We start from the raw sequence: 25,666 nt of genomic DNA on the forward strand, positions 1-25,666 counted from the left end.
GCTATTGACCTTGCTGAGTTTGCAAGTAATACTTCATAGCCTCGCCCATATTGGCATTCAGGTCTTTGATTCGAGTGCTGTGAGAGGGGTGAGTAGACATAAACTCAGGGGGCTGATTACCGCCACTCTGAGCAGCCATACGCTCCCAAAACTTAGGTGCTTCGCGGGGATCATAGCCTGCCATTCCCATAAACACCAATCCCATTTTATCGGCTTCACTTTCGTGCAAGCGACTAAAAGGTAGCATGGCACCATATTGTGAACCAATGCCATAGGCGGTCATGTATAAAGACTTGGTTTTCTCCGGTTGATCATTAATGGCAACTTGCAAGGCTACCCCTCCCATTTGCTGGATGAGACCTTGACTCATACGCTCCGAACCATGACTGGCGACGGCATGGGCAATTTCATGTCCCATAACTACTGCAATACCGGCCTCATCCTGGCAAATTCCCATAATGCCCGTATAGAAAGCCACCTTTCCACCCGGCATACACCAAGCATTTGCTACATTTTCATCGATCAAGGCAAATTCCCATTTAAAGTCCTTTACCATATCAGCATGCCCCTTTTGGCGGAGGTAGCGCTCCACTGCCGAAGCAATCTTCTGCCCTACGCGCTCCACCATTTGCGCTTGCGCTGTTCCTTTGATCACTTTTGATTGCGATAATACCTGCTGGTATTGATCAACTGCCATGGCATTCATTTGAGCTCCGGGAATTAAAGCTACCTGTTTACGCCCGGTTAGGGGAACGGTTTTACAAGCACCTATGGCAATTATTAAGGCGGTAAGAACAAGCTTTCTCATAGCTGGGAATTTGATCGCAAAGAAAAACAATTTGACAGGAGAATTAAGCTCCACCTGAAAATATGACGGTAAAAAACTTTGCTACCAGACAAAAAGACACGCAATACCGAACTAAAGTCTTTAAATCCTTAAATGGCATTTCAATTGTTATTAGCAAAGGGAAGTCAACAGAAAAAATGAACTACAATGAAAGTTATAAAAAGACAAAACGAAGCCCCTTTATTTGATCAATTATTCGATGGTTTCTTCCGTGATGAACCTTTACATTGGATGAATCGAAACTTTGTAAACCACCGTCAAGAATCTGTGAATATTTTGGAGAATGATGCGCAATTCGAAATTGAGCTTTTAGCTCCCGGATACCGCAAGGAAGATTTGCATATTGAGGTAGACGGCGATTTGCTGACCCTAAAGGCGGAGCGCAAAGAAAATAAGGAGGAAAAGGAAAGTAATTACTTACGTCGCGAGTTTCGCATCCACAACTTCGAACGTCAATTCCGTTTGCCAGAAGATCGAGTAAATGCCGAGGGAATTACCGCCCGCTTTGAAGATGGAATCTTACACCTAAGTGTTCCTAAAAAAGAAGAGACTAAAAAAGCCAGTCGCTTAATTGAGATTAATTAAGCTCCTCAAGAAATAGATTTAACCGCAGAGTATCTATTTTATAAAAAGATAAGTTAATAGTGTCTTTTTCATCAAGCAATAGCTGGATATCATTCGTGGTATCCAGCTTTTTTATAGCACTAAAATGGTGTTTCTCATAATGCCCAAACGGTTCAATAATGGTAAGGGCGGCTTTATCGAAAGCCACACCACTACTTAATGCCGAATACGACAATATCCCAAATAATACCAGACCCACTCCGTATTGTAAGTACCTAAAAGTGCCAAAACTCTGATAGCCCTGCACGAGTTCTTGCAATTCCTCCAGGTAAAAGCTTAAACCATCTCTCTGAAGTTTACGATTCAGCCGAAAGGCAACAAGCGAACCCACTAATAATCCTCCTAAAATAGCTGCTTGCCAATAGGCCGAGTTCTTTAGAGGGAAATACAGAGCAAAGGACTGAGGACTTAGAAAGTCACTCCCATTCAGCCAAACCAAGAAGTAGAATATTCCGGTTCCGAAGATCACGATGAAAAGTAATAACAACTGGAAGTATCGTACTCTAAATCGCTTCAGTGCTCTTAGTGATTCCGGAGAAAAACGCTCCATCTCCGTTTTCTTAGGCAGAAATCGTTTTATCGCACCCCGGAATAGGATGAATAATAGTAAGAGCGTTACTAATTCGAATAGCAGTTTCATGCAATGATCTTAGGGTTAAAGATACGCCAAATCGCATCTTCCCCAGGATTTGCTGCCACCAGATCAATATTTTCTCCACCTACCGGATGCTCAAACTGAATGCACCCGGCATGTAAACTAATACTCGCATCGTGATTAGAGCGATCAAAGCCATATTTCAAATCGCCCTTAATGGGGCATCCAATCGCAGCTAATTGCGCTCGTATTTGATGGTGACGACCGGTATGCAATTCCACTTCCAGCAGAAAATAGCGTTGCGAATCAGCTATAAGCTTATAGGTCAATTCTGCTTTCTTCGCATTTTTATCGCTGGCAGGTCGAGGATAGGATTTGTTGTTTTTTGCTTCTTTCTTTAGATAATGCACCAAATGGCCTTCTGGCGGATCCGGCTTATGCTGAACAATTGCATAATAGATCTTACGCACTTCCCGCTTTTCAAAAATCTTGTTCATGCGACTCAAGGCCTTACTGGTTTTCGCAAAAACCACAATGCCCGAGGTAGGTCGATCTAATCGATGGACCAATCCACAAAAAACATTTCCCGGCTTATTGTAAGTATCTCGAATATAATCCCGCACCTTTTCCAGTAGAGGCTTATCTCCGGTAAAATCGCCCTGAACCAATTCGCCCGCGAGCTTATTTACAATAATCAGATGATTGTCTTCGAATAAAATGCGCTCATTTATGGGCACTAATACTGCTCTTTATCGTTAGGAAAGTCGTGGCTCTTCACATCGTGTACATAGGATTGTACAGCTCCCGTGATATCTGCATAAAGGTCTAAATAGCGACGTAAAAAGCGAGGATTAAACTCATGCGTCATGCCCAACATATCATGTAAAACCAGCACTTGACCATCCACACCTGCTCCGGCACCAATGCCAATTACGGGTATGTTTAGTTCCTGTGCTACCCGCTCTGCTAAATCCGCTGGGATCTTCTCCAATACCAAAGCAAAGCAACCGGCTTCTTCTAAGGCTTTTGCATCGCTGATCAATTTTTCAGCTTCTGCTTCCTGACGAGCACGAACGGTATAAGTACCAAATTTATAGATGCTTTGCGGAGTTAAACCCAAGTGCCCCATCACCGGAATACCGGCAGTAAGAATACGCTCTATGGACTCAATAATCTCTACTCCTCCTTCAAGTTTCACAGCATGCCCACCACTTTCTTTCATAATACGGATGGCTGAACCTAAAGCTTCTTTGGAGTTTCCTTGATAAGAGCCAAAAGGTAAATCTACCACAACCAAAGCCCGGTCTACGGCACGCACCACACTAGAAGCATGGTAAATCATTTGATCCAGAGTAATCGGCAATGTGGTTTCGTGACCAGCCATTACATTCGAGGCGCTATCCCCTACTAAAATCACATCAATACCGGCTTTATCAACAATTCCTGCCAAGGTAAAATCGTAAGCAGTTAGCATGGAGATCTTCTCTCCCTGACGTTTCATTTCCTGAACTGAGTTGGTGGTAACCTTCTTAAAGTCTGAGCTTGCTACGGACATATTAATTAATTGTGAATGCAAATTTATACTTTTGAGGCGTGTGGCTTTTGACCCACAAATCTTTTACTCTGTAACATGAAGAAATTTTTAGCTGCCTTAGGTTCCTTGATTTTGTTATCCGCCTGTGATAATGAAATTGACATCAATGCCGAATACAAGGATATGACCATCATGTATGGCATGCTGAACCCCGTATTGGATACCAATTATGTGCGTATCCAGAGAGGTTATTTAGGTGACGACCCAGCCAGCGCATCATTTGGAATAAGTGATTCTCTCTATTACGACTCCACCGAAATTGATGTTTTTATCCGCGAATACAATCCGGGGGCAACAACTTTTAATCAAGAGGTAGAATTAATTTGGGATAACAGTATTCCTTTAGACAGTGGCATCTATACGGATGAAGGTTATCATTTATACCGAATCCCCAGCAACTTCCCTATTCAGAGCAGCCGGGAATATGAAATTGTTGTAAATCGCGCCGACGGAAGCGTAGCCAGTGCCCGAACCGGTATTGTTGGCAGTATAAATATCACCCGCCCGCTGCCTATTATCACCGCTCGTTATTTCGATGGACGCTTGCAATTTAATGTACGTCAAAATACCGATGGTAATGATCCGGAGGCCACTGAGAAAATGATTGCCTATCAGCCTATCCTATATTTCCACTATAAAGAATACAACAAAACAACGGGTAGCGAAGAGTTTAAAACCGAAACCATCCGCTTGCCCCTGGAGGAAAATCCCTTCGATCAAATTGACATTCTCTTCAGTGGCAATGAACTCTACTCTGCCCTGGCCGCCCGTATTGAAGAAGACCCTTCAAAGAACATTTTGCGCTTTTTCATCGGGATGGATGTAGAGATTATTGGTGCCTCGGAGGAGTTAATGACCTTCATCGAATTGAGCAAACCCTCTACCGGAGTAAACCAAAACCGCCCGCAATATGAGCAGGTAATCAATGGAACCGGTATTGTAAGCTCTCGTACCCTGGCCCGTCGAAATGATTGTCGCCTGCAACAAAGTATCTATGATCGCTTGTTGGAAAATGGGACAGTTTGCGACTTAAACTTCGCTCGTGTAGAATTAGGCGGTACTGACACCTGTTACTGTATCGATAATCAAAAAGTTTGTTTTTAACTGACAGAGCGGCACGAACAACTCAAATAGTCAGTCAAAATCTACGATCCTGTCAGGTATGACAGGATTTTTTTTGTTTCAGGGCCTTGGCACATGCTTTGACTATTTAGAGGCGAATGATTGAGCTAACCATTAAAATTCAATAAAAGCCATGGGAAAAATCATTGGCATTGACTTAGGAACCACTAACTCCTGCGTTGCCGTTATGGAGGGTAACGAACCAGTGGTGATTCCTAATAGCGAAGGAAAACGCACAACCCCCTCTGTGATTGCATTCGTAGAAGGCGGTGAGCGCAAAGTAGGTGACCCTGCTAAACGTCAGGCGATCACCAATCCACATAAGACGATCAGCTCTATTAAGCGCTTTATGGGATCTTCTTTTTCAGAAGTTTCTAAAGAAGCCGGACGAGTTCCTTATAAGGTAATTAAAGGCGATAACGATACCCCTCGGGTAGAGATCGATGATCGCAAATACACTCCACAAGAATTATCAGCAATGGTGCTTCAAAAAATGAAGAAAACCGCTGAAGATTATCTGGGTGAAGAAGTAACAGAAGCGGTAATTACCGTACCCGCTTACTTTAACGACTCTCAACGTCAGGCGACCAAAGAAGCCGGTGAAATCGCTGGTTTAAAAGTACGCCGTATCATCAACGAACCTACTGCTGCCTCTTTGGCTTATGGTATCGACAAAAAAGGTCAGGACCAAAAAGTAGCCGTATTTGACTGTGGTGGTGGTACTCACGACGTTTCTATTCTCGAATTAGGAGATGGTGTATTCGAAGTATTGGCTACCGATGGTGATACGCACTTAGGTGGTGATGACTTTGACCAAGCCATTATCGACTGGTTAATTGCTGAATTTAAGGCTGAGGAAGATTTCGACCTGAGCAAAGATGCAATGGCCTTACAACGTTTGAAAGAAGCCGCTGAGAAAGCTAAAATCGAATTGTCTTCTTCCAGCGACACTGAAATCAACTTGCCTTATATCACTGCAACCGCTAGTGGTCCCAAGCACTTGGTTCGCAAATTAAGCCGCGCCAAATTCGAGCAATTAGTACATGATCTTGTAGATCGTACCATCGCTCCTTGTCGTACTGCACTTAAAAATGCCGATTTGGATGTATCCGATATCGATCAGGTAATCCTGGTAGGTGGATCTACACGTATTCCTGCCATTCAGGATGCCGTGAAGAGCTTCTTCGGTAAAGACCCTTCTAAAGGTGTAAACCCTGATGAAGTAGTGGCCTTAGGTGCCGCCATTCAAGGTGGTGTATTGGCCGGTGATGTGAAGGATGTATTGCTTCTGGATGTTACCCCACTCTCTTTAGGTATTGAAACCATGGGTGGTGTATTCACTAAATTAATTGAGGCCAATACTACTATTCCTACCAATAAATCGGAGGTATTCTCTACCGCCAGCGACAATCAGCCTGCTGTAGATATTCATGTATTGCAAGGTGAGCGCCCAATGGCCCAGGATAACAAAACTATCGGTCGCTTCCAGCTGACTGATATTCCGCCTGCACCACGTGGAATGCCTCAAATTGAAGTGACCTTTGACATCGATGCCAATGGTATCCTAAACGTAAGTGCTAAGGATAAAGCTACCGGCAAAGAGCAAAGTATTCGTATCGAAGCTTCTTCTGGCTTAAGCAAAGAAGAAATCGACAAAATGAAACAAGAAGCCGAAGCTAATGCTGAAGCGGATAAAGCAGCCAAGGAAAGAGTTGAAAAACTGAATCAGGCTGATAGCATGATCTTCCAAACTGAGAAGCAATTGAAAGAGTTTGGCGAAAAATTATCGGATGATAAAAAAGCGCCTATTGAAACTGCTCTCGAAAGCTTAAAAACCGCTCACGGTGCTCAGGATCTGGAAGGTATCGACAAAGCCATGGAGCAAATCAATGAAGCCTGGAAAAATGCTTCAGAGGAAATGTACAAAGCCCAACAGGAAGGCGGTGCTGATGCAGGTGCCGGAGCCCAAGGCGGTGCAGAAGCTGGCAATGGTGGCGACGATGTTACCGACGTAGAATTTGAAGAAGTGGATGACAATAAGTAATCCCTTTGCAAAGTAAATTTGAAGCCCCGATGATCAATCTCGGGGCTTTTTTGTTCCTAATAAAAAACACGATAAATGGCACAAATTACTCTGGGTGGAAACCCTGTTCAAACTCAAGGCGAACTGCCCGCAGTAGGCACTATGGCTCCCGATTTTAGTTTAACCGACACCGCATTACAAGATCGCAGTCTGGCTGAATTTAAAGGTCAGAAGGTGGTATTGAATATCTTCCCCAGCATTGATACTGGGGTATGCTCAGCTTCAGCGCGCAAGTTTAATGCGGATGCTGCTGGTCAGGATGGTGTAGTGGTATTGAATATTTCCCGCGACCTTCCTTTCGCTCATAAGCGTTTCTGCGCAGCAGAAGGTATTGAAGATGCGATTGGCTTAAGTGAATTGCGCAACAGCAATTTCAGCGATAATTATAAAGTACGTATGGTTGATGGCGGTATGAAGGATTTCTTCTCTCGCGCGGTAATCATCGTAAACGAAGAAGGAAAAATCATCTATACCGAACAAGTACCTGAAATTGGTCAGGCTCCGGATTATGATGCAGCCCTGGCCGCTTTAAACTAGGCCTGGCACCTTAATAAATAGAAAGAAAGCCGTCTCACTAATACCGAGACGGCTTTTCTCTTTCATCCTATCCCCTTCTGAATGAAGCTTATAATTTGGCTAGAAGGCTACGCAGATAATCTTCTTTACTGCTGGCACTGCCTTCTACCAATTGCCCATCCTTAAAGACTGCTAAAAAAGGAAGGTTATCTACCCCCGCCATTTTACGAGCCTCTGGATTTTCTTCGGCATTAATATCTACAAATACGGTGTCGGCTTGCTCTTCCTCATTGCTAACACGCTTATATTTTGGAGCGAAGAGCTTGCAGTTTCCACACCAATCGGCGTAAAATTTTACTGCTACTTTAGAATTATTGGCGAGAATCTCTTTGAACTCGCTATCATTTACCACTTGAACTGCCATGTTTATCGTTTTATTCGGCTACAAATATAACATCTAATAAAACTATCGTAAAAATATTTTAATAGAAACTGATTATGATCTATTGAAAATGCTCGCGAAATAAGAAACGAACTATTCCATCAGCTAAACCCTTCTTGGGTACGATCATCTCTTCGGCTCCGGCCCATTTCATGGCATTGATATAAATCCGCAAAGCATGTGGTAAAACGTCGGTACGGTCTGGGTTTAGGTCAAACTCAATCATCCGCTGATCATCATCAAAATTGAGGATTTGCTCGCGAATGCCTCTTAAGCCTTTCAGGGTCATGGTTTCTCCCTTTCGCTTTTGAGCCAGTTTAAAAGTTCGGTTGATATTACCCCCGGAGCCCACCATTAACACCTCATCAAAATCTTCTGTTTTCTCTTGTATCCATTCCTTCATTTCCTCCCAGCGCTTTTTCTTCACCAGGTCCTTAAGCAAACGAATGGTCCCGATTTTAAAGGAGCGACTATTGCGAATTTCTCCTTTATGGAAAAGGGTAAGCTCGGTGCTCCCCCCACCCACATCGATGTATAGAAAGGTCTCGTGAGCTTCCGCTACATCGCCAATCATATCCGAGCTAAAAATCATGCGGGCTTCTTCTTTGCCGCTGATTAATTCGATATTCACTCCGCTTTCGCGATAAATGCGTTCTACCACCTGAATACCGTTCTTGGATTCACGTAATGCAGAAGTGGCACAGGCGCGGTATTTCTCCACTCCGTGTACTTCCATAATCTTGCGGTAGGCCGACATCCCCGCAATGAGGCGTTTTAAATTGCTTTCGCTGATTTTCCCTTCTCCAAAAGCATCAGGTCCCAAACGAATGGGCAAACGCGTTAAGGAGGATTTTTTGAACAGTATGGTTTCGCCAGACTCTATAACGTTGGAGACTAAGAGTCGAACTGAGTTCGATCCGATATCAATTCCGGCTAATTTGTGGATTTTCACTTCCCTAGCTTTAATTGCTTTTTCACATAGTCGTGCATGGCATATTGTGAGCGAATCTTAGGTCCGCGAATTTGTCGATACTCATTATTGAGTTCGGCATTGTGCCAGCGCGATTTCACATTGTCTTTCCAGATAATCTCAAAATGGTCACGCAATTGACGCTTCACTTTTTCATCATAGACCGGAGTAGTCACCTCTACCCTATAATCCAAATTGCGAGGCATCCAATCCGCTGATCCTAAGAAGTATTTCGGATCGCCACCATTTTCGAAAATAATTAATCTGCTGTGCTCTAAAAAGCGATCTAAGATAGAGATTGCCTCAATATTCTCACTCATCCCCTTTTGACCGGGAACTAATGAACAGATACCGCGAATTACCATTTGAACCTGTACTCCATAGGCACTTGCTTCATAAAGCTTGTCGATAAGCTTCACATCCGAGAGGGAGTTTAGTTTCATTTTAATACCCGAGGATAGACCTTTCTTGGCATTTTCAATTTCCTTTTCAATCAGCTTTATAAAGCCTTTGCGCGTATCATGAGGTGAAACCAATAAGTGGCGGTATTTCTTCACCTTATAATTATTACGCAAGAAATCGAATACTCTTGCCACATCTTTGGTGATTCTACGATCTGCCGTTAGGAGATGATAATCCGTATACAGCTTGGAGGTGCTCTCATTAAAGTTACCCGTCCCTACCGAAGCGTAAAGCTGCTCTTTACCCTGAACCTCCTTTGTAATCAAAATAACCTTGCTGTGCACCTTTAAGCCCTGCACGCCGAAGATTACGTTTACCCCCTCACTTTGCAGTACTTCAGTCCATTGGATATTATTCGCTTCATCAAAGCGCGCCTGAAGCTCAATCACTGCGGTAACCTCCTTACCATTTTTAGCGGCATTCACCAGAGCAGAGATTACCCTGGAATCTGAAGCCATTCGATAAAGGGTAATATCAATGGAACGCACCTCAGGATCAATGGCGGCCTCCCTTAGGGTGCGGATGATATAACTGAAATTGTGATAGGGTAAAAAGAGCAATACATCTTTGGTATCCAATACCTCCAAAATACTGCGATCCATATCCAAATCCGGATGTGCCAACTGAGGCAAGCTTTCAAATTCCAGCTCCTTATCTCCAATATTGGGGAATTTAATCAGGTCCTTTTTATTGTGATAGCGACCACCGGCAATCAGGCTGTCATAGCTATCAAGGTCCATCTCTCCCACCAAATACTGCAGGGTTTCCTCGGCAATTTCTTTATCGTACACAAAGCGCACCGGATCGCCGGAACGACGGTTTTTCACCGAGCGCGTCATTTTCTCTAAGAAGCTTTTCGATACATCATCATCTAAATCCAACTCGGCATCACGGGTGATTTTTACCGTATGGGCTTCAATGCGATCGATATTATAAATGAAAAGGATGTACTCCAGATTATAGCGAATCACATCCTCCAAATACATGACATATTGCTTACCATAACGCGGTAAGCTTACAAATCGCCCTACCTGCTCGGAGGGGACTTCGATTAAGGCAAAACGCGGCTCATCCGGATTTTGCTTCACATACATGCGAATGGCTAGGTATATAGACTTATCTCTAAGTTCTGGTAATTCCTGACTTTGCCCCAGCATCAAGGTGAAAACCGTAGGGCTTACCTTTTCGATGAAGAATTTCCGCACATATTCCTGCTGCCCGGCCGTAAGTTCTTTTTCGTTTACGATCTCAATATCATGCTCCGAAAGGGCTTGCATTAATTGATCATTGATCTCTTGAGAACGGGCTTGCATCACCTGAACCTTTTCCGAGATCTCCATTAAAACCTGTTCAGGCTCCATGGCTCCCAAACGTTCTTGCTTTTGATCAGTCATTTGGGCCAGGCGCTTCATGGAAGCGTAGCGCACCCTGAAGAACTCGTCCATATTAGATGAAAAAATCCCTAAAAAACGCAGGCGTTCAATTAGGGGATTATTCTCACTATCCAGGGCTTCTTGTAAAACCCTTTCATTAAATGCTAACCAAGAAATATCGCGGGCTATAATCCGCTTAGAGGCGGGGAAATTCACTTCTTCTTACGTCTTTTGGGATAGTCGAAAAATACTAATTCGGCTTCCTGACCCAAAGCACTCCAATCTTTAGAGTCGAATTTGAGACAAGCCACGCCGGTGGTAGGCACATTATCGATGATATGATCAATACAGTGATTTACAAAGTTAGTGAGCGTGGGATTGTGACCAAAGAGAAATACAGATTGAATGCTATTATCCAATTTGGCTAAAGCCTGAAGGATATCATCTCTTTCACCGTGGTACAAATTGGCCTCGATATGGATTTCGCTAAAGGGGTATTGCAATTCTTGAGCAAAGATCAGAGCGGTGTGCATTGCCCGAGTGGCCGGACTGGAGATCATAAGCTCTGGGGCCTCCTCCTGTTTTTGCAACCATTGTGCAGTGGTATGCGCGTCTCTAATGCCCCTTCCTTTCAGGGGTCGGTCAAAATCCGTTATCCCTTCCTCTTTCCAGGAAGACTTGGCATGACGTACGAGATAAAGCTTTTTCATCGGTTATAGGAAAAATATGCGTATCCGATGGGAATTTAGCCAAAAGCCTTTAATGGAAAAGGCGGATGCAGAAAATTAACCCAGAAATAATTTCGCTTTAAAGGCGATTATCCCTGAGGCCTAATATTCTGGATTATTGAAAAAAAATTAGGGGAATTAAAGGCCCTTCGCCTTGGCCTCATCCCAATAGCGATCCATCTCTTCCAAAGACATCTCGTCGAGCTGTAAGCCCTTGGCTTTTGTGGCCTCTTCTAAATATTGAAAGCGGCGAATGAACTTCTTATTGGTGCGCTCCAAAGCCGATTCGGGATCTACCTTAATGAAACGAGAAATATTAATCAGAGAAAAAAGCACATCTCCAAACTCCGCTTCAATCTTTTCAGGATCTGCAGCTTCGACCTCCGCTTCCAGTTCCGATATCTCTTCCCGTAATTTGGCCCAAACCTGCTGGGTTTCTTCCCAGTCAAATCCGGCCCCACGCGCTTTATCCTGAATGCGGGTGGCCTTCACTAAGGCGGGTAAAGAACGAGGCACTCCTTCGAGCACCGACTTCTTCCCTTCCTTCAGCTTTAGCTTTTCCCAATTGGCCTTAACGGTTTCTTCGTCATAGGCCTCAACATCGCCATAAATATGGGGATGGCGATGAATTAATTTTTCGCAGATGCTATTGAGAACATCAGCAATATCAAAGGACTGTTTCTCCTCCCCAATCTTCGCGTAAAAGACCATATGCAGGAGGAGATCACCCAGTTCTTTCTTCACTTCCGGCAAGTCCTCATCCAAAATAGCATCGCCCAATTCATAGACTTCCTCAATGGTGAGATGCCGTAGACTTTCCATCGTTTGCTTGCGATCCCAGGGACATTTCTCCCGCAGATCGTCCATAATATCGAGCAATCGTCCAAAGGCCTCCAGGCGTTCTTGCCGGCTGTGATTCATACCTATTCGCTTTCTTCGCTGCTCTCTTCTGCAGGCGCTTCTGCCGCCTTATCATCGGGACGATTCAGAAGATCACATTCATGCAAAAGGTTGTACCAGCTAAATAATTTTTTAAGGTGAGAGGTGTATACACGCTCTTCATCGTAATCGGGCAAAAAGCTCGACATGAATTCACGCAAATCATCACCACTGGCTTTCTTTACATCCAAAGCTTTGGCTCCTTCCAGTTTCTCGAATAAACGATCGTAAACCTCTCCCAAAGGCAATTCTTCCTCGTAAGTATAGATGGCAATATCGCTCAAGGCAGATACGTCGGCACGCTGTGAAACCGGCATGCGCTTTTGATCCAATAAAGATTCTACCAATACTCCTTGACGAGTGGCTTTTACCAATTTAAACAGGCCGGGCTTACCGCCGATAGCCAGAATATCATCTAATTTCATATTCTTAATTCACAGAGTTAGTTAAACTGTCGCCTTCTTGCTTCCCTTGCTTTGCCTTCTGCATCCATTCTTGAACCAGTTCGACATCGCTTTTTTCTTCCGACAACAGATCCATTAATTGTCGGGCTTGATTGGCCAGACTATGACTGGGGAATTTGCGCACAAACTCCTTGTAAGTCAACAATGCTTTATCCCGATCTTGAATCTCCTCATAAAATAAGGCCAAAGACATTAGGGCCTTGGGAGCTTCCTGGTGATAAGTATAGGTATCAATTAATTTCTCGTAAGCTTCAATGGTTTGCAACTGATGTCCGGGATAAGCCCGATGCATTTCGGCAATCTTCTTTTGATAATAGGGCGCCAATGAATCTTTAGGGTACTTCTCGATATAATTGGCATAGGCTTCAATCATAGAAGAAGCTAAGGCCGTATCCAATTGTTCCTGCATCCGCATTTGGCTTTCCAAAGCCTGAATAGATTCCTGACGTTCCTGAGCATCGCTCCTCCCGCCTTGGCAAGCTGATAAAGCAGCGATAAGACCTAATACAAAAAGGCTTTTTCTCATCATTTGGCAAATGGGAATTTCATTCGGTAGCCCACCTTAATTTGCCCTTTGGAAATATTGTTGAGCTTCTTCTTCAGCATATTCTTGCGCAGTGGGCTCAAATAATCGGTAAATAAAATACCATCAATATGGTCGTACTCATGCTGAATAACGCGGGCCTTTAAACCTTCGTAGGTTTCTTCATGCTCATTCCATTCCCGATCACGATAGCGAATTACGATACGCTCCGGGCGATCTACATCACCACGTACATCCGGAATGCTCAAGCAGCCTTCGTTAAACACAAAGTCATCACCATCTTCTTCGATAATCTCCGCATTGATAAACACCTTCTTGAAACTGTTCAGGCCTTCTACATCTTCCTCTCCTTCTTCTACAAAGCCAGAGGTATCCACTACAAAAAGACGAATAGACTTACCAATCTGAGGAGCTGCCAATCCAACACCATGCGCATTGTACATGGTTTCGTACATATTATCGATCAATTCCTGAAGACCGGGATAATCCGCTTCAATATCTTCCCCTTCTTTTCTTAGGACGGGGTCACCATAAGCCACAATGGGTAATATCATTCTGCAAATTTGGGCAAAAATAAGGATTGACCACAAGGCCCCAAGCAAGCTTTTAATGTTGCTCGAGATAATCTCTTAAGATAATGGCTGCACTAATGGGATCCAGGCTCCCTTTCTGGCGTCTTTGTTTCTTCTTCATCCCCGACTCTATTTGCGCTCGCTGGGCCATTTTAGAACTAAAACGCTCATCTTGTAAGACAATTCTCAAAGCGGGAAAAAGCTTCTCTAATTTTTGATGCCATTCGCGCACGCGGGCCGAATTATGACTGTCGCCACCATCCAAAGCCAATGGTTCACCCAGTACAATCGCTTCGATTTCCTCTTTCGCCATCCAATCTTTAAGATAGGCCTCTAAATGATCGGTTGCCACGGTTTCGCGGGGAGATGCGATCATTTGCAAGGGATCGGTCTCTGCAATTCCGGTTCTTTTACCTCCTATATCTAAAGCAATGATCTTCGCCACGGGCTTCTTACTTTTGCGCAAATTTAAAGCGAATCATGAAGCAGCACGAAGAACATATCTTGAAAGCTTGGGAAGACCGTGAATTATTAAAAGATCCGGCAATGGTAAAGCTTATCGAAGAATGTATCGAAGCGATCGACAAGGGAGAATTGCGTTGCGCCGAGAAGATTGACGGTCAATGGCATGTTCACGAATGGGTTAAGAAGGCCGTAATCCTTTACTTCCCTACTCGTAAAATGGAAAGCCTGGAGGCCGGTCCTCTGGAATTCCATGATAAGATTCCTTTAAAGAAGAACTATAAAGAATTAGGCATTCGCGTGGTTCCTCATGCTATTGCCCGCCATGGAGCCTATGTAGCTTCCGGGGTAGTAATGATGCCTTCTTATGTAAATATTGGTGCTTATGTAGATAGCGGTACCATGGTTGATACCTGGGCCACCGTTGGCAGCTGCGCTCAAATCGGTAAGAATGTTCACTTAAGCGGCGGCGTTGGAATTGGTGGGGTATTAGAGCCTGTACAGGCCGCCCCCGTTATTATCGAGGATAACTGCTTTATCGGATCTCGCTGTATTGTGGTAGAAGGAATTCGCATTGAAGAAGAAGCGGTATTAGGTGCCAATGTGGTGCTCACCGCCTCCACTAAGATAATCGATGTAAGCGGTGCAGAACCCAAAGAAATAAAAGGATATATCCCCGCTCGTTCAGTGGTGATTCCAGGCTCCATGCCTAAAGAATTCCCAGCGGGAACTTATAATGTTCCCTGTGCTCTGATTATTGGCAAGCGTAAAGAAAGCACCAATAAGAAGACCAGCTTAAACGATGCCTTGCGCGAATACAATGTGGCCGTTTAATTAGCCTTAAGAATAGCAAATAAGCCGGGTTTATCCCGGCTTTTTTATTTGGATGTGAGCCTGCTAAATGTAAACTTGTAAGAAATTAATCGATGATGCGCACGCTTTGCTTTTCTATGATTCTTTTGCTTTTCCCCTGGGCTGGGGCCGATACATCGGGATCCAAATGGGAGCTTCGTAAAAATGAAGCAGGAATCAAAATCTATACTCGGGCAGTTGAAGGATCAGCCTTGGATGAATTTAAGGCGCATGCCGAATTCGCTTTCCCCATGGAGAAAATCGTCGCGATTTTAGAGGATGCCGATCATTTCAAAGATTGGATGCCCAATTGCTCACATTCGAAGCTCATCAAACGTGAAGGGCCAAAACAATATCATTATACCATTACCTCTGCCCCTTTCCCTTTGGATGATCGCGATTGCTATTATCGCTTTAGTTATGAAAGAACTGCTGATCAAGTAAAAATCAGCATGGATGGGCTACCAGACTATGGTCCCAAGAAAGAAGATATGGTGCGAATACCCAGTGTTAAAGGCTATTGGCTATTTGAAAAGCTGGGGCCACAAAAAACAAAGATCACTTATCAGGTACTTGCCAATCCCGGAGGTAGTATCCCAGGCTGGTTAGCGAATGCGGGTAGCGTTGACTCACCTTTCAATACATTGAAAAATCTAAGAAAAAGGCTTAAGTAAGGAATTAAAATTTCCACAATCATTTGATTACCCTTCAGTTTAACTAGTAATTTTTAGCATTATTCCCTAAATTAGAAAGCTCAACAATCTGCCAAAAAATTTGCTCCGCTATGCAAAGAACAGCTTTCATTATTAGGGTCCTTAACCCAGAAAAGCCCGGCTTCCAAGACAGTAAAGATCTTACTGAGGAAATTTTCAAACCAATATGTGAGAATTTAAATATTGTCGCAAAAGATGCATCGGATTTCAATAAAACCGGTCGGATTTCAGAACAAGTTTTGCAAGCCATTCGAGACTCGGATATAGTATTTGCAGATGCAAACTCAAACAATGAAAATGTTTGGTTTGAAATGGGTTATTGTCTAAGGGAAAATCCGGAGAAGTTAATTTACCTATTCAAAGAATCCAGGAAAATCCCATTTGATGTAGCAGATTTTAGGGGTGTATCCTATTCCAATACTGTAGGATATTTCCGAAGATTGGAACATGATATAACGTTAACTATCAGAGAAATACTAATTAAGAGCGATGTAAACCGCCTACTTAAAGCTAAAGATTGGAAAAATGAGCTTCAAAACTTTCAGAAGCTGGACGAAGGCACACAGAGTTTGGTAATTGCAGAAATTCGAAAAATCTTTAATAACATATCAAGAGCTATTGAAACTCGTAAAAGAGCAATAATAGCATTAAGCCATTTGGATCAGTTGGACTATAATGAATTGATGCATTATCTAGGTGGTGATACAGATGATGGTCTAAGAGTGGTCATTATTGAAAGCTTTCGATTGGCAAACCAAGCCGTATCCGATGAAATTTGGGCAAAAATCATCTCAAAAGATCAAAGGTTCCCCATTTTACGTGCTGCTGCAAAAAGCGGAGCAATTCAATACAATAAAGGGCTTATTTCAAAAGATCGATTTAATGAAATCTTCCTCGATGGTGCAGAATGGGTGGTTTTAAAACATATCGCTATAATAATGCTAGAAAACCTCAATGCCTATTCAAATAGTCTTATCATTCTTAGGAAACTCCTAAAAGATAATAGGGAAGAAATCTACAATCGCTTTCTAGATTGGTGGTATGAAATTAAGGACACTCCTCTTACCGAAAACGAAAGGGATTTAAAGCAAGTCTTACTTGAAAGCTGGAGCAATTCAGAAGTTCCAGGAAAGCTTCAAATCGCAGATAAACTAAAAAGCACATAAAAAAAACCTCACTTATTCAATCGTAGTTTCTGCAAGGTCCGCGAGGCAATCAGGATACTTAAAACCGCTAAGAAGGAAGCCAAAATAAAAGGAGCACCGGGATAATAATAATCGGTTTCCGGATGGGTATAATAACCGAAGATACCGGTCATTAAAGGTGGACCAATAATGGCGGTTAGCATCATAATATTGGTAATCCCACCTTGTAATTCCCCCTGAGCATTTTTAGCAGTTTGGCCAGCCATAATCGATTGTAATGAAGGGCCAGCTAATCCCCCGAAAGCGTATGGAACTATTACGGCATACACCATCCAGGGCTCGGTAATAATTCCTAAGAGCAGTAATCCCAAAGCATTGAAGAAAAAGCCCAAATAGACTGCTTTCACCTCACCTAGTTTTTTCACCACCTTACCTACCACTAATCCTTGGATCAAGGCTACCATTACCCCTACGAAACCCAGGGAAAGGCCAATCTCCAGAGCTCCCCAATGAAATTTTTCTTTGGTGTAGAAAGACCAGTTGGATTGGGTAGCATGTGCAGCTACATAAATAGTAAAGAGGCTAATGATAAGAGGAACAATAATCTTATTGGAGAAAATACTCTTCAGGGTACCAATAGGATTCGCGCGTTTCCAGGAGAAGGCTCTGCGATGTTCGGCATCCAAAGATTCGGGCACTACAAAATAACCATAGAGCCAGTTTAATAAAGCCATAGCCGCTGCAGCCATAAAGGGAACGCGAGTACCATATTCCCCCAATAAACCACCCACTGTAGGTCCAACGATAAAGCCCAAGCCAAAGGCGGCTCCAATCATTCCAAAGTTTTTTGCCCGGTCTTCCGGACCACTGATATCGGCGATATAGGCATTGGCTACGGTCATGCTACTACCACAAATCCCGGAAATAATTCGTGCAATAAAGAGCCAGGCCAAACTGGGAGCAAAAACAATTACGAGGTAATCCAAGCCCAGACCAAAGAGCGAAATCAGAAGCAAGGTGCGTCGCCCATAGGTATCACTCAATCCTCCTAAAATAGGGGCAAAAATAAACTGCATAGTGGCATAGGTAGCCGCCAGAAGCCCCCCATACCAAGCAGCGGTACTATTATCAAAATCGGTGAGTTCCTGAATCAGATCAGGAACAATGGGAATGATAATACCAATCCCAATGATATCAATTAAGATGGTTATGAAGATAAACCGAACGGCAGCACTTTTTCCTCGCATGGCCCAAATGTAAATTAATATGGGCTTTGGATTATCAGGAAATAATAAGGGAGGGTAATCTTTTCGACTTAAGCTGAGTTCGGAGTGACTCACTTATAATTGACACTTACCTGGAAAGCAAATAATTCGGGTAGTTATTCAATATTTCAGCTCCACACTCATACATGCATTCATCTCTAGTTCTCAATTTGAGGTATCAATAGATTATCGGTGAGACTGCTTATTTAATTCCTTTATCTCGTCTTATAACTGGCTCCATTGTTAAAACAAGCATCATTTCAAATGTAGAAACTTCTTAAAAATCCACTTTAAGCTCAGCGCCCTGCCTTCCCCATTAACTTTCCTACCAAAAAAAGCTGTTAGTAAAAATGCCCCACATTGACATAAAGAAGACAACTATTATTAAAGATAATGACTCGAGACCTTGTAACCTAGCCACAAATCACGGTCAGCATATGCTGGTTCTCCAAGGGGGCACACAAAATTATCCTTAGCAAATTGAGATAAATAACTGCAAGAACTTATAAAATCATATTCGGGAATAAATAAGACTTTTAAATTGGGAAAATCCCTGAAATTAACACCTTCACTCTCGCTATCACATCCCGTAAAAACACTTGCATATTTCAAAGTCGCCTTAAACCTTTGAACATTTAAATTATCATACTCCTCATTACCATAAATATATAGACATTCCAGACCACCTGGAATTAAATCCATAAAACCCCATTCTTTTATCTTATTATACGACAAATCTAAAGCTTTTAAACTCGGTGTTTTAGCGAGGTTAACATCTGACACCCCACTGTAAACGCAACTAAAATGGGTTAATTTTTCACATATTAATTCAATTTCATTATCACTAAACAGTACTCTATAAAAATTAATATTTTCAATATAATTAGAATTAATAATCATTTTACCTGAACAATGTTCAACAGAACTATTACTAATGTCTAAAATCCTCAATGAATGATAAGGAAATTGACAAATCGCAATGTCCCCAACATTACTCAAGTGCAGTTCCTCTAAGGCAGTATATCCTAATAAATCTTCAAAGTCAAAATCTTGCAGACCATCTAATCTCAATATCCTTAATTTACTTGCTGAATCTATAATGTAAAATAGTTTCTCTTTATTAAGATTGTATAAAGCAACTTCCTGAAGTTTTTTAAAGCTAACGCTAGCTTTACCTTTAGATTTCACATTAACACCTTCGAAGTCTAATAGCAATTTCTTTAGACCATTAAACCTCCCTAGATCCAATCGATCAATCCTACTATTGAAAATTGCTAATTCCTTTAATTCATCGGAATTTAAAAAGTTTAAATCCGATAAATCAGAATTCATTATGGTTAATGAATATATGGTTTTAAAATCATTAATTCGCAAGAATTCAAGGCCGTCTCCTCTATAATCAATTAACTCAACATGCCATAAACAGTTAGAACATTTTTTAATTTCCTCAATGCCCTTGTTAGAACTTTCACCTTTAAATATTAGGGTATCATGTTGTATCTCGCTTACTTGAGCACACAGGGATAATGATGAAAGAAGTAATAGTATTAGGCCACTTGCAATTTTCAATCTGATAGTTATCATTTCGCTATTGTTTTGTTGCATGCTCCATTTATTTCTTCCCCTCCTCAGTCATCATTTCCAATTGAAGCCTTGGACAATTGGCTATATTTTCAGATGCCTTTGTTTCATATATGGTATAGTCCACAACAAGGTATATTAAGGACCGTAAGGCAAGCCCCTTTCAAAAATAGCTATTGCTAAAAAATGGCATCAATACTCTATGCTTTCAATTAGCTCCTGGATAGCATTTAGCTTAAAATCAGCAAATGCTCCTCGTGGCTTATCCTTTGCTGTAAAATCAAATACATATAGATGACTCTTGGAAGGCCAAATCATATGGAGCTCGGAGAGAAACAAATCCCCTCTATCATTTTCATAGCTATATCTTAATTCATACCAGGTAGAATCCGATGAGTGTTCAAAGCTATCTTGAAGTAAAGTGATCTTGAGAAGAGAGGTTCTACCTAAATCCCTAACATAGGCGGTAATTAGTTTTGACCAGTCCAAATATTCAAAGCTAGGGTCAATCTTTGCCTTCGATACAAATAAATTGTTACAGTAGGATTCAGAACAAGGAACAAACTTATAGCCTTTCGTAGAATCTGTAATTTCTTCCTGTTCCCAAGAAGATGATAATCTATAAGATATATCTCCAATAAGAACTTTTCCACCTAAGGAATCATTGGGATTCGTACTATCTCCATTAGGCATCTCGATTTTAGTGCTGTCACTTGAAGATTTCTCGGTTTTTTCAGCAGCTGTGCTAGTGCATGAAAATGTAATCCCCATTAATAACACCCAAATTAGTACTTGTTTAAAATCCATTGTTACTCTTTGTTTTCATATTCACCCAGGGAGTCTCTACTAAGAAAGACCTATTGAAATGTCTCTTTTTTAGTCAAAAAATAAACTGGGCACAAAAATTCGATTTGAATTAACAGCTTGAAACCTCTTCTAGAAACTAAGTCCTCTGAAAAAGTAATTCAAGGCAAAGAAACATTTTAATTTTCTCAAAGCTCTTTGATCTTTACGACAAGCTTTTAAGGAACAAATTTTTAACTCCGATGGAAAGCTATGTAGACCTATCAACTAGCTCCTTAGCTACCCAGCTCAAAAACATTCCCTAATTTCCCTCCATGCGAATCGTTGGAAGCATCCTTATACTGCTAAGCCTTTCATTGAGCCTTCAGGCCAGATGCACTTCCCGTGGTATCTGGGTCAAAACCTTGCAGGACAGTTTAGCCAATGGTGATTTAATTCAATTGATAGCCTATGCCCACAGTATTGATATTCTGGATTCCTTAGGAAGCAAGTACCCCGTTTATCTTCAATCCGCTGCACATAAAGTTGAATTGGAGATCGTCGAATCCTACAAAGGCCAGGTAAGCACAGCAAGCGTGTACCTAAGAGCCAAGACTCCTTTAAAAGCGGGTGATTATTATGAATTCCATATCGACAATCTGGATCCTTACCATGAATACCATTTAAAGGAAAGGGAGAAAAAAGGAGCTGAAGGACAGTATAAAGGTTGGTGGATCGCCAAGGGAAGATCTTTGCCAGTTCCTGTCCAAATGATTCCTCCGGTATTTTCAGAAACCATTTTCCTACCTCTAGGTTGTGGTCCGGAAAGCTTTTGCAAATTTATAGCGGATTCCAGCTACCGTAATCGCTACGAAGTCAAAGTTGAGCTCTACAATCACAATAGTCAGACAAGTCATATTTCTGTCCTTGGGATAAGCTTAGATAATGAGCTCTGGGTTGGAACTAATATGTGTAGTGGCAATTTTTATTTTATAAAAAACCACAGCTATAAAATTCGTTTCTGCCTGCGCAATGCCCGCGGCGAAGAATCGGAATGGACGGAATGGATGAAAGCTCCAAACCCAAATAGCTCTAATGGAAATTGATTCTAAAAAAAGCGGAGGTTTTATCTGATTTTAGAATCTCATTTACCTTTAGCCTTTACCAATTCCATGAATATCAAACTTATTCGCCCTGGTTTATTCTGCTTGATAGTACTGCTATCTCAAGCTTCAATCAAAGCCCAAGTGCAGGAGAGCATGACTCCCAGCAAAATCAAAAGCTTTGGCTTGAGTGGAGGCCTGCTTCAACTGAAGGAAGAAAATCTGCATCCCAAAGTGCATAGTGCCTTGGCCGCGGGATTAAATTATCAATCCATTAAATGGGGAAATAGCCTGCGCCTTTTTCGTTTAGATCTGGGCTATGCCCGACCTAAAACCTATCTCGAAGCGGTGGGCTATAGCGTGAATGCCCGAATTCAGGCTCAATATCAATACCTACGGATGATTAAAAAGGCTAAGCATTGGCGCTACTTATCCGGAGCTCAGGCCTTGGCTTCCTATCAAATCAATTATTACCCTAATTGGGATGATAGCCATTTGTACTGGGCCAATCAGTTTAATTTAGCTTGGGCCAATCGCCTCTACTACTTCACCGAATCTAAAGGAAGTTGGATTGTAAGTTCATCCTTGAATGTACTTTCACTGCACTCTCGACCTGAGGCCCTACGTCAGTATAAAATCGATGATCTCTCCGCTTCAGGAATTCTCTCCGCTTTACACTCGAACATGAATCTGGGGAGCCTAAATCGAAATCTGAACTTAAGCCTGGCCTGCGAATACCGATTTAAATTAACTGCCAAACACGCGCAGTCCATCGGCTATAGCTATTCCTATCAGCGCAGTGAAAGTGATATTTCAAGACTCTTCCAAAGCAGTGTACATAGTCTAAGCTATAATTTCTACTTCTTATGATCACCTGGAAAAATAGCCTCCCCTTGGCCGTCTTGCTGATCTTGAGTACTGCCTGCTTAAAGAATGAAAATTTCAAAAGCGATTATCAAGGATATAGCCCTGCCCTGCTTAATGATGATCTCGAAATTTCGGATCCTGAAAGCGAAGGTCTGGATGCAGTTAAGATTGAAGCTGCCTATAAATTGCTTTATGAGGATGATCGTTTTGTGATGGCCCGCAGTCTCTTAGTCTTCCGGCATAATAAACTGGTCGCCGAAGCTTATCCTAATTCTATCGAGGATCGGGATCGCTATGCTAATATTCAATCCTGTACCAAGTCCATCACCTCTATTATGGCTGGTATCGCCTTGCAGAATGGACTTTTTGATTCCCTTGAAACTCCGCTCTATTCCCTTTTTCCTGATGCCTTTGATTCGGATCAGTGTAAGCGGGAAATTAGCCTGGCAGATGCCCTGCGCATGCAAACCGGACTCGAATTCGACAATAATGTTCACACCCTCGGGCTCTATCAAAATGAAGGGAATTCGGCGGCCTTTGTCTTGGAACAAGAATTTCTCTACCCTGCCGGGGAGATCATGAATTATAATGATGGGGCTCCGCAGTTAGTGTCGAAAGCCGTTGAAACAAAGGCTGGTATGAAGCTGGCTCAATATGCCGATGAAAAACTTTTTGCCCCCTTAGGGATCAGCAATTATCAGTGGGAAGAAGCTAAGGATGGCAGCTCCTATGGTGCCTTCAGCCTGTATTTAAAGCCCCGCGATCTTGGGAAGATTGGCCTTTTACTGCAGGATAAAGGTTTGTGGAATAATCAAGTTATTTTGGATAGCCTGTATCTGCAAGAGGCTACAATTATTCAAGTGGCAGCCAATTACAACCATGAGCCCTATGGCTATTATTTTTGGATTATTCCAGCTATGAATGCCTATGCCGCCTTAGGTCATGGTGGCCAGTTTTTATTGGTAGTACCCGAAGAGGAATTAGTAGTAGCTTATACCGCCTGGCCTTATACCAGCGGGCAGTTCTTCGATCAACGGAATGATTTAATGCAAATGATTGTGAATAGTGTCAAATAATAAAGTCATCAGCCGGAAGAAAATATTCCCCAAATATGCCAAAGCCGCTCAAATCTTGGGCTTTTTTGCCTTGAGCCTATTTATGAATAAGGCGAGCAATGCTATTTGGGATATTGCATCGGAGAATACAAGCTCAGCTTCTATCGCCTTAACTGATTGGATTGTTTTGGTAAGCCTTCTAATTATTGGCTTAGCCCTAAATGGATTGGGGATATATGAATACCAGGTCCATCTCCGAAAGGATGGATTAGCCTTTGGCAAAGCCTTGGTCACCTTCAAAACAGAGAAGACCATAAGTACAGAGGATCTCAGCAAACTGGTATTACGCCAAAGGCCGGATAAGTACTTTGAAATTGTACTCATCAGCAGGGATGCTCAAGAATTCCAATTGGCCCTAATTGCCAATCGAAATCCGGCCCGCGCTAAATTGCAGGAACTCTACCAGAAGCACTTCCAAAACTGGAATTGCGAACTGATCGATGAAAGCTTAAATTAATTACTCACCGTAAACACCCGGCTGATATTAAAGCCAAAGTGTAAATCACCATCTAACCAGGAGCCATCATTTTGGGTAAAGGCATAAGGTTCTGCTACCCCGCGGGCATTGGTTACAAAGAGCTGAAATACGTGACCACCCGTTTCAATATCAATACCTACAGATAAGGCATTAGTGAAATTATTGAATGGCACATCCTGAGGTAAAGCCAAAGGATCAGCGCTTAAATCCGGGTATTGATTGGGGTTCAAAACCGGAACATATTCTATCGTAATGGCATGCATCGGCGTGATCTTATAACGGGCGGCAATTCCCACTGCAATCTGCGTATTATTATCAGCAGCACGATTAGTGAGATTGCTATGAATCAAGGTCGGAACAATCTGCGCCGAAAAATTCTGACTGAACTTTCGGGCGATAACCAATTCATGCACATAGGACATACGACGACCAAAAGTGCGGTCCACGCCATCACTCACCCGGATAGCCGAATAATAGGCTGATGAAAATCCGGTTACACTCACTGGCATCGTACGAGCGCCTTTCGATTGACGCAGTAAACGGTATTTCGCAAAAACATCATAGGTCTTACGGAAGCCGGTATGTCCTAAACCCACATTCAACCAAGAGGTCGGGCTATAGTCTAAAGTCAGGCGTACCTGAGCATTATCAAGGCCCATGAAATTGTAAAAGAAATCATCATTGAAAGCTCCAAATCGGTGCAGAATAGTATACTGCAAGACACCTTTTCCCGGCAGCTCATTGGTTTGCAAATTCACCACCTTGGTACCCTTCCAGGTTGCAAAGGCATATTCCGTTTTATTGGCATCGGCCTGTTCCAACTCGGCCATTAAGTCATCCTGTGCCCACATAGAAAGGGGGGCAAAAGCGGTAAGAACGAGGAATCGTTTAAGCATAGTCGAACTTTACGGTTACCGAAATTTCGTTACTGATATTGTCCTTTTTGGCGGTAGGAATTTCAATACCATAATCTGAACATTTCAAGAGGAATTCAGCTTGCACACTTACTTTCCCTCCTTTTACCAATAAGATCACCTCTTTTGTAATCTCCTGGCTTTCGCCATGAACGGTCATTGTTCCCTTAAACTGAAGGGTATATTTCGCGTCCTTGCTAAGATCAATCTTAGTGTAATCGACTATACTGCCTTTAAAAGAGGCACTGGGAAATTTACCGCTTTCCATATAATTCTCATTGAAATGCTCCTGCATTAGGGCCTTTTCAAATTGAAAAGCTTTGATCGGAACTAAAAAGGCAAAGCTGCCATCTTCCAGATTGAGAATGCTACTTACCTGATTGTTCTCGGCGGTAATATCTTCAACCGGTGCGTCGGAGAAGAACTTCACAAAACCACTGCGGGTACTAACTTTTTGCGCCTGGCCCATGAAGCTAGCGCCTAAAAATAAAAGGAGGACTAATTTTTTCATCT

At 42.4% G+C, this 25,666-nt stretch carries 29 protein-coding genes; 11 read left to right on the forward strand and 18 right to left on the reverse strand.

The genetic code is table 11. The features are described 5' to 3' along the window. Position 1 precedes the first annotated feature (1 nt). Entirely contained in the window at positions 2–808 is an 807-nt protein-coding gene (locus tag ACO05P_RS06605; RefSeq protein WP_421754260.1) for a M48 family metallopeptidase, read from the reverse strand. A 186-nt stretch (positions 809–994) separates the two neighbouring features. On the opposite strand from ACO05P_RS06605, the gene ACO05P_RS06610 reads away from it, so the two are divergent. Then, positions 995–1,432, forward strand: a complete 438-nt coding sequence (locus ACO05P_RS06610; protein WP_421754262.1) for an Hsp20/alpha crystallin family protein — start codon at positions 995–997, stop codon at positions 1,430–1,432. Here ACO05P_RS06610 and ACO05P_RS06615 read toward each other — a convergent pair. The 3 genes from ACO05P_RS06615 to panB are packed head-to-tail and all read right to left on the reverse strand — an operon-like array spanning position 1,425 to position 3,621. Next, a complete protein-coding gene (locus ACO05P_RS06615) occupies positions 1,425–2,111 on the reverse strand; it encodes a hypothetical protein (protein ID WP_421754263.1) in 687 nt (228 codons plus the stop codon). The genes ACO05P_RS06610 and ACO05P_RS06615 overlap by 8 nt on opposite strands. Further along, positions 2,108–2,803 carry an RluA family pseudouridine synthase gene (locus ACO05P_RS06620; protein WP_421754265.1) on the reverse strand — a complete coding sequence of 232 codons (696 nt, stop codon included), beginning with the start codon at positions 2,801–2,803 and terminating at the stop codon, positions 2,108–2,110. The genes ACO05P_RS06615 and ACO05P_RS06620 overlap by 4 nt, the downstream gene beginning before the upstream one ends. Next, a complete protein-coding gene (gene panB / locus ACO05P_RS06625; protein ID WP_421754266.1) occupies positions 2,803–3,621 on the reverse strand; it encodes a 3-methyl-2-oxobutanoate hydroxymethyltransferase in 819 nt (272 codons plus the stop codon). Before panB ends, ACO05P_RS06620 begins: the two co-directional genes overlap by 1 nt. A 75-nt stretch (positions 3,622–3,696) precedes the next feature. Here panB and ACO05P_RS06630 point away from each other — a divergent pair, with 75 nt between their 5' ends. From ACO05P_RS06630 to tpx, 3 genes are all read left to right on the forward strand, one after another. Then, entirely contained in the window at positions 3,697–4,764 is a 1,068-nt protein-coding gene (locus tag ACO05P_RS06630; RefSeq protein WP_421754267.1) for a hypothetical protein, read from the forward strand. Positions 4,765–4,915: 151 nt separating this feature from the next. Continuing rightward, positions 4,916–6,826 carry a molecular chaperone DnaK gene (gene dnaK, locus ACO05P_RS06635; RefSeq protein WP_421754268.1) on the forward strand — a complete coding sequence of 637 codons (1,911 nt, stop codon included), beginning with the start codon at positions 4,916–4,918 and terminating at the stop codon, positions 6,824–6,826. Between the two features lie 75 nt (positions 6,827–6,901). Beyond that, entirely contained in the window at positions 6,902–7,402 is a 501-nt protein-coding gene (tpx, locus tag ACO05P_RS06640) for a thiol peroxidase (RefSeq protein WP_421754269.1), read from the forward strand. 88 nt (positions 7,403–7,490) lie between these two features. Here tpx and ACO05P_RS06645 read toward each other — a convergent pair whose 3' ends face one another. The 9 genes from ACO05P_RS06645 to ruvX all read right to left on the reverse strand — a co-directional run bounded on the left by ACO05P_RS06645 (position 7,491) and on the right by ruvX (position 14,320). After that, entirely contained in the window at positions 7,491–7,805 is a 315-nt protein-coding gene (locus ACO05P_RS06645; RefSeq protein WP_210759183.1) for a thioredoxin family protein, read from the reverse strand. 79 nt (positions 7,806–7,884) lie between these two features. After that, positions 7,885–8,775 (reverse strand): Ppx/GppA phosphatase family protein, encoded by an 891-nt coding sequence (locus ACO05P_RS06650; protein ID WP_421754270.1) that lies wholly within the window; start codon positions 8,773–8,775, stop codon positions 7,885–7,887. Next, the gene (gene ppk1, locus ACO05P_RS06655) at positions 8,772–10,844 is read right to left on the reverse strand and encodes a polyphosphate kinase 1 (protein ID WP_421754271.1); all 2,073 of its coding nucleotides are present in this window, start codon (positions 10,842–10,844) and stop codon (positions 8,772–8,774) included. Before ppk1 ends, ACO05P_RS06650 begins: the two co-directional genes overlap by 4 nt. Then, positions 10,841–11,338: a SixA phosphatase family protein gene (locus ACO05P_RS06660; protein WP_421754273.1), complete on the reverse strand. Its 498-nt coding sequence runs from the start codon at positions 11,336–11,338 to the stop codon at positions 10,841–10,843. Before ACO05P_RS06660 ends, ppk1 begins: the two co-directional genes overlap by 4 nt. A 156-nt stretch (positions 11,339–11,494) precedes the next feature. Beyond that, positions 11,495–12,277 (reverse strand): nucleoside triphosphate pyrophosphohydrolase, encoded by a 783-nt coding sequence (mazG, locus tag ACO05P_RS06665; protein WP_421754275.1) that lies wholly within the window; start codon positions 12,275–12,277, stop codon positions 11,495–11,497. Between the two features lie 2 nt (positions 12,278–12,279). Further along, a complete protein-coding gene (locus ACO05P_RS06670) occupies positions 12,280–12,720 on the reverse strand; it encodes a DUF5606 domain-containing protein (RefSeq protein ID WP_421754276.1) in 441 nt (146 codons plus the stop codon). 4 nt (positions 12,721–12,724) lie between these two features. Next, positions 12,725–13,288, reverse strand: coding sequence for a tetratricopeptide repeat protein (locus ACO05P_RS06675; protein WP_421754277.1), 564 nt, complete (start codon positions 13,286–13,288; stop codon positions 12,725–12,727). Next, entirely contained in the window at positions 13,285–13,857 is a 573-nt protein-coding gene (gene def, locus ACO05P_RS06680; RefSeq protein WP_421754279.1) for a peptide deformylase, read from the reverse strand. Before def ends, ACO05P_RS06675 begins: the two co-directional genes overlap by 4 nt. A 52-nt stretch (positions 13,858–13,909) precedes the next feature. Further along, positions 13,910–14,320 carry a Holliday junction resolvase RuvX gene (ruvX, locus tag ACO05P_RS06685; protein WP_421754280.1) on the reverse strand — a complete coding sequence of 137 codons (411 nt, stop codon included), beginning with the start codon at positions 14,318–14,320 and terminating at the stop codon, positions 13,910–13,912. Positions 14,321–14,355: 35 nt separating this feature from the next. On the opposite strand from ruvX, the gene ACO05P_RS06690 reads away from it, so the two are divergent. The 3 genes from ACO05P_RS06690 (at position 14,356) to ACO05P_RS06700 (ending at position 17,068) form a co-directional block, all read left to right on the forward strand. Continuing rightward, entirely contained in the window at positions 14,356–15,171 is an 816-nt protein-coding gene (locus tag ACO05P_RS06690) for a 2,3,4,5-tetrahydropyridine-2,6-dicarboxylate N-succinyltransferase (protein ID WP_421754282.1), read from the forward strand. Between the two features lie 92 nt (positions 15,172–15,263). Beyond that, the gene (locus ACO05P_RS06695) at positions 15,264–15,863 is read left to right on the forward strand and encodes an START domain-containing protein (protein WP_421754284.1); all 600 of its coding nucleotides are present in this window, start codon (positions 15,264–15,266) and stop codon (positions 15,861–15,863) included. Positions 15,864–15,973: 110 nt separating this feature from the next. Continuing rightward, positions 15,974–17,068: a hypothetical protein gene (locus tag ACO05P_RS06700; RefSeq protein WP_421754286.1), complete on the forward strand. Its 1,095-nt coding sequence runs from the start codon at positions 15,974–15,976 to the stop codon at positions 17,066–17,068. Between the two features lie 8 nt (positions 17,069–17,076). On the opposite strand, the gene ACO05P_RS06705 is transcribed toward ACO05P_RS06700, so the two are convergent. From ACO05P_RS06705 to ACO05P_RS06715, 3 genes are all read right to left on the reverse strand, one after another. Beyond that, entirely contained in the window at positions 17,077–18,387 is a 1,311-nt protein-coding gene (locus tag ACO05P_RS06705) for a TCR/Tet family MFS transporter (protein WP_421754287.1), read from the reverse strand. A gap of 309 nt (positions 18,388–18,696) precedes the next feature. Next, entirely contained in the window at positions 18,697–19,917 is a 1,221-nt protein-coding gene (locus ACO05P_RS06710) for a hypothetical protein (protein WP_421754288.1), read from the reverse strand. Between the two features lie 168 nt (positions 19,918–20,085). Beyond that, positions 20,086–20,700: a hypothetical protein gene (locus ACO05P_RS06715; RefSeq protein ID WP_421754289.1), complete on the reverse strand. Its 615-nt coding sequence runs from the start codon at positions 20,698–20,700 to the stop codon at positions 20,086–20,088. 311 nt (positions 20,701–21,011) lie between these two features. On the opposite strand from ACO05P_RS06715, the gene ACO05P_RS06720 reads away from it, so the two are divergent. From ACO05P_RS06720 to ACO05P_RS06735, 4 genes are all read left to right on the forward strand, one after another. Beyond that, positions 21,012–21,782 (forward strand): hypothetical protein, encoded by a 771-nt coding sequence (locus tag ACO05P_RS06720; RefSeq protein WP_421754291.1) that lies wholly within the window; start codon positions 21,012–21,014, stop codon positions 21,780–21,782. Between the two features lie 66 nt (positions 21,783–21,848). Then, complete coding sequence (locus ACO05P_RS06725) at positions 21,849–22,649, forward strand: hypothetical protein (protein ID WP_421754292.1); 801 nt, start codon at positions 21,849–21,851, stop codon at positions 22,647–22,649. Beyond that, positions 22,646–23,722: a serine hydrolase domain-containing protein gene (locus ACO05P_RS06730; protein ID WP_421754293.1), complete on the forward strand. Its 1,077-nt coding sequence runs from the start codon at positions 22,646–22,648 to the stop codon at positions 23,720–23,722. Before ACO05P_RS06725 ends, ACO05P_RS06730 begins: the two co-directional genes overlap by 4 nt. Next, positions 23,712–24,218: a hypothetical protein gene (locus ACO05P_RS06735; protein ID WP_421754295.1), complete on the forward strand. Its 507-nt coding sequence runs from the start codon at positions 23,712–23,714 to the stop codon at positions 24,216–24,218. Before ACO05P_RS06730 ends, ACO05P_RS06735 begins: the two co-directional genes overlap by 11 nt. Here the strand turns inward: ACO05P_RS06735 and ACO05P_RS06740 are convergent. After that, the gene (locus tag ACO05P_RS06740) at positions 24,215–25,135 is read right to left on the reverse strand and encodes a DUF5777 family beta-barrel protein (RefSeq protein WP_421754296.1); all 921 of its coding nucleotides are present in this window, start codon (positions 25,133–25,135) and stop codon (positions 24,215–24,217) included. The two genes, ACO05P_RS06735 and ACO05P_RS06740, sit on opposite strands and share 4 nt — an antisense overlap. After that, the gene (locus ACO05P_RS06745; protein WP_421754297.1) at positions 25,128–25,664 is read right to left on the reverse strand and encodes a YceI family protein; all 537 of its coding nucleotides are present in this window, start codon (positions 25,662–25,664) and stop codon (positions 25,128–25,130) included. Before ACO05P_RS06745 ends, ACO05P_RS06740 begins: the two co-directional genes overlap by 8 nt. Between the last annotated feature and the right edge of the window lie 2 nt (positions 25,665–25,666).

It is taken from the genome of Croceimicrobium sp. (assembly GCF_965228705.1).
Taxonomy (GTDB): Bacteria; Bacteroidota; Bacteroidia; order Flavobacteriales; family Schleiferiaceae; genus Croceimicrobium.